General features: G+C 71.9%; 4 protein-coding genes. All 4 read right to left on the bottom strand.

Annotated elements, in window-relative coordinates; all coding sequences use genetic code 11:
• Positions 1 to 489, bottom strand: a 489-nt coding sequence (gene tsf / locus VMN58_11640; GenBank protein HUF33847.1) for a translation elongation factor Ts, incomplete at its 3' end; no start/stop codon positions are given.
• A complete protein-coding gene (rpsB, locus tag VMN58_11635; GenBank protein HUF33846.1) occupies positions 490 to 1,536 on the bottom strand; it encodes a 30S ribosomal protein S2 in 1,047 nt (348 codons plus the stop codon). It abuts the gene before it with no gap.
• Positions 1,537 to 1,816: 280 nt separating this feature from the next.
• On the bottom strand, positions 1,817 to 3,421 hold the full coding sequence (locus VMN58_11630; protein HUF33845.1) for a peptidoglycan DD-metalloendopeptidase family protein: 1,605 nt from the start codon (positions 3,419 to 3,421) through the stop codon (positions 1,817 to 1,819).
• Positions 3,422 to 3,572: 151 nt separating this feature from the next.
• On the bottom strand, positions 3,573 to 4,130 hold a 558-nt coding region (locus VMN58_11625), incomplete at its 5' end, for a FliA/WhiG family RNA polymerase sigma factor (protein ID HUF33844.1).

Below are 4,130 nucleotides of genomic sequence, written 5' to 3'. Positions count from 1 at the left end.
GCCGTCGAGCACGGTCACGACGCCGTTCACGCCGCGGCCGTCCTGGACGTGGACGTAGGTGTCGATGACCTGGCCCTCGCCCTTCTCGACGTGGGTGACGGTGCCGAGGTCGATGTTCTCCTTGAGCGTCACCTTGAGGTCGTCGATGCGACCGGCGAACTGCTCGACCGCGGTCGGGCCCCCGGCGGCCACCGCGTCGGCGATGTCCTGGGTGAGGGCCACGAAGTCGGCGGACTTGGCGGAGAAGTCGGTCTCGGACTTGAGCTGCACGATGGCCGCAGCCGTGTCGGTCTCGGCGACGGCCACGGCACCTTCCACGTTGTCGCGGTCGGCGCGGGTGGCGGCCTTGGCGAGGCCCTTCTCGCGCAGCTTCTTGGCGGCGGCGTCGAAGTCGCCCTCGGCGTCGACGAGGGCCTTCTTGGCGTCCATCATCCCGGCGCCGGTGGCCTGGCGCAGGGCCTGGACGTCCTTGGCGGTGAAGTCAGCCACTCAGGCCTCCGTGGTCTCCGTGGCGGGAGGCGTGTCGGTCGGGGTCTCGGCGACCTCCGCCTCGAGCTCGGCCACCTCGGACGCCAGTTCGGCGACCTCCGCCTCGAGCTCGGCGACCTCCGCCTCGGCCTCGGCGACCGGGGGCTCGGCGACCGGGGCCTCGGGCTCGCGCTCGGCCTCGGCAGCCGCGGCGATCTCCGACGGCGCGGCGTTGGCGATGGACGGAGCCGTGGGGGCACCGGCGAGGCGGGCCTCGCGGGCCTTGGCCTCGGCGAGGGCCAGGCGACGAGCCTCGGCCTGCTCCTGGGCGACCTTGTCCTCGTCGAGGAGGCCGCGGGAGGCCTGCACCTGCGAGCGGTTGGACGCGATGAAGCGGCCCTCGGCGACGGCGTCGGCGATGACGCGGCACATGAGGGTGCCGGAGCGAATGGCGTCGTCGTTGCCGGGGATCACGTACTGGACGCTGTCGGGGTCGCAGTTGGTGTCGACCACGGCGACGATCGGGATCCCGAGCTTGTTGGCCTCGGTGACCGCGATGGCCTCCTTCTTGGTGTCCAAGATGAAGACGGCGTCGGGCTGGCGCTCCATGTTGCGGATGCCGGAGAGGTACTTCTCGAGCTTGTCGAGCTCCCGGGTCTTGCTCAGGGCCTCGCGCTTGGGCATGGCGTCGAACTCGCCGGACGTCTTCATGCGCTGGTACTCGGCCATCTTGGCCACGCGCTTGTTCATCGTCTGGTAGTTCGTGAGCATGCCGCCGAGCCAGCGGTGGTTCACGTAGGGCATGCCGCACTTCTCGGCGTAGGACTGGACGGCGTCCTGGGCCTGACGCTTGGTGCCGACGAACAGGACCGTGCCGCCACCGGCGACCAGGTCGCGCACGAACTCGTAGGCGGTCTCGATCCGCTGGAGCGTCTGGTCGAGATCGATGATGTAGATGCCGTTGCGCTCGCCGAAGATGAAGCGCTTCATCTTCGGGTTCCAGCGACGGGTCTGGTGACCGAAGTGGACTCCGGCCTCCAACAACTGCTTCATGGTGACGACGGCCACCGGCTTCTCCTCGCGTTGCCCCTCGGTTGCACTGCGACCGGGCCGGCGCTCCGCCCCTGGTGGGGGTTCGCGACCGTGGGGTGACCCGATCGGTGAATTCTGGACGTGGCCGACGCGGGTGCGCAGGCCGACCTTGCAGTGTAGGGGAGCCCGCACCGGCACCGGGAAACTCCGGCTTCCGGGCCGCGGCACACGCTGTCGATGCGTGCAGCACGTCCCGGTACCGACGCGGGGCGATCTGTGGGGCGAGTCGCCAACCTGGCGGCTCGGCTCCTCTCGCTCAGTTGGGGATCAGCATGGCGAGGCCGACGGCGTCGGTGATCCCCGAGATCACGGCGGGGACCACGGCATCTGCGACGGCGTCGACGAAGCGCTGGCACGCCGGCGGCAGACCGGCGAGGCCCAGCTGGAGCTCCCGGGTCGTGTCGGGGTCGCCGGGCAGGCTGGAGTGCGCGCGCGGGCCGCTCAGGTCGATGATGGCGGCGGGCCGCCCCGGGATGTCGGCCTTATCCGCCGTGACGATGAGGTCGCCGCGTGCGGCGACGGTGCGCAGGTCGACCCCGTCGGGCACGCCCTCGGTGTGCAGACCCTTGATGAGGTCCGAGGTCTCGGCGAGCTGGCGGACGCCCGTGCTGTAGGGGTCGATCGGGATGTCGAAGACCTTCCGGATGTGGGCGACGTCCTGGACCAACCCCTTCTCCGAGAGCAGGGCAGCGGTGGCCAGGTCAGCCCCGCGGTGAGGCGAGCCGATGGTGACCACCTGCCCGAGCGCGTCGAGTCCCCCGGGACGGTCGGCGAGCTCGAGCAGCGCGACCCGGGTGACCAGGCCACCCATGCTGTGGGCGTACACGTCGATGGGCACCCCCGGACGTGCCGCGGCAGCCTGCTCGACGAGGGTGGCGAGTTCCCGGCCCCGCTCGGCCACGTCGCCGAGCGTGTCCTCGGGGCCGTACGTCCCCGCCGGGAGTCCGGCCAGGCCCGGGTGCAGGTCGCCGTCGGTCGCAGTGCGGCCACCTCCGTAGCGGTAGCGCACGACGTCGGACGGCTCGTACCCGAGCGCGTCCAGGTCGACGTCGTCGATCGCCCCGTGCTCGCTCGAGGAGCCGAGCCCGGCGACCAGGAGCGCGACCCGCTCCCCCGCCGGGGGCTGGAGGACCACCGATGACTCGGTGCAGTCCTGCAGGAGGTGCCGGGCGAGGGACTCGTTGATCTGGCGGGTGACCTGAGCTGGTGTGAGCGCCCGCCAGGAGTGCCAGGCCGCCTCGGCGGCACCGGCGACCTTGCCCACGATGGGCGCACCGTGGTGCACGAGGGCGTCCACCGTCCGCCGCAGCAGTCCGGGCTCCTCCTGGCGGACGAGGTCCCGCAGGGATGCCTGCTCGGCCAACAGGCCTGCGTCGGTCGGTGGGAGCGGCTCGCCATGGGGCACGAGCCGCACGTCGATGACTCGCTCGCCGAAGAGCGACTCGGGGTCGAGGTAGTGCTCGCCATCGCGCGCCCCGAGGTGGAAGCCCCGGCCGGCCTCGCCGACCACGTCGCCGCGCCGCACGGCGTCTCCCCGCCGGACACCGACCGCGCTGAGGAACGAGTACGAGGTGCGCAGGCCGTCGGCGTGCAGGACGGTGACGTGCTGGCTCGCCCCCACCATGCCGGCGAACACGACGGACCCGTCGGCGGTAGCCCGCACCGGTGTCGCCGGCGCCAGGTCGTAGGCCAGGCCCCGGTTGCCGGGGCCGTACTCGGTGACCGGTGGGCGGAACGGGTCGGCCACGGGTGCGTCCACCGGCGGGCTGTGGACCACCGGTGCCGGTGGCTCGGCGCCGGCGGGTGCGGTGGCCGCAACCACGGCGATGACGGTGGCCAGCGCGGTCGCGGCGGCCGCCACGACCTGCAAGGTCGGGCGCGCTGGGCGCAGGGACAAGGGTGCTCCCCCTCGGCTCGACGGCCGCCGCCGGAGGGGCGGTGCGACCGGTGCTGGGGGAAGCGGTGGTGCTCGGGGAAGCGGTGGTGCCCGGGAGCGGGAGGGTGCCCGCCCGTCAGGCGGTTTCGCGGTGCGCTGCGGCCATGCGGGAGCGCAGCTGCAGGATGGCCTTGGTGTGGATCTGGCAGACCCGGGACTCGGTGACCCCGAGGACGTCACCGATCTGCGCCAGGGTCAGGCCTTCGTAGTAGTAGAGGGTGAGGACGACCTTCTCCCGCTCGGGGAGGCGGTTGATGGAGTCACCCAGCAGGTGGCGCATCTCCTGGACCTCGAACATGTCGCCCGGTCCCTCGTCGGCGGTGGCGATGGTGTCGCCCAGCGTGGCGCCCGCCTCGCGGTCGCCGCTGCCGACGAACTCGTCGAGGGCCACCACGCCGACGAAGGAGATCTTCGACAGCGAGGTCTGGAGCTGCTCACGAGTCATGTCGAGCTCCTGGGCGAGCTCGTCCTCGCTGGGTGCCCGGTGCAGCTGGGCCTCGAGCTTGGCGTAGGCCTTCTCGATCTGGCGGGCCTTGGCCCGCACCGAGCGCGGCACCCAGTCGATGGCCCGCAGCTCGTCGAGGATGTTGCCCTTGATCCGGGAGATGGCGTAGGTCTCGAACTTGAAGCCCCG

The sequence above is a fragment of the Acidimicrobiales bacterium genome, from assembly GCA_035512495.1.
In the GTDB taxonomy this organism is placed as follows: Bacteria; Actinomycetota; Acidimicrobiia; order Acidimicrobiales; family CADCSY01; genus DATKDW01.
Note: the sequence above shows the minus strand (reverse complement) of the source record. Positions and strands in the feature narration are given on the sequence as shown.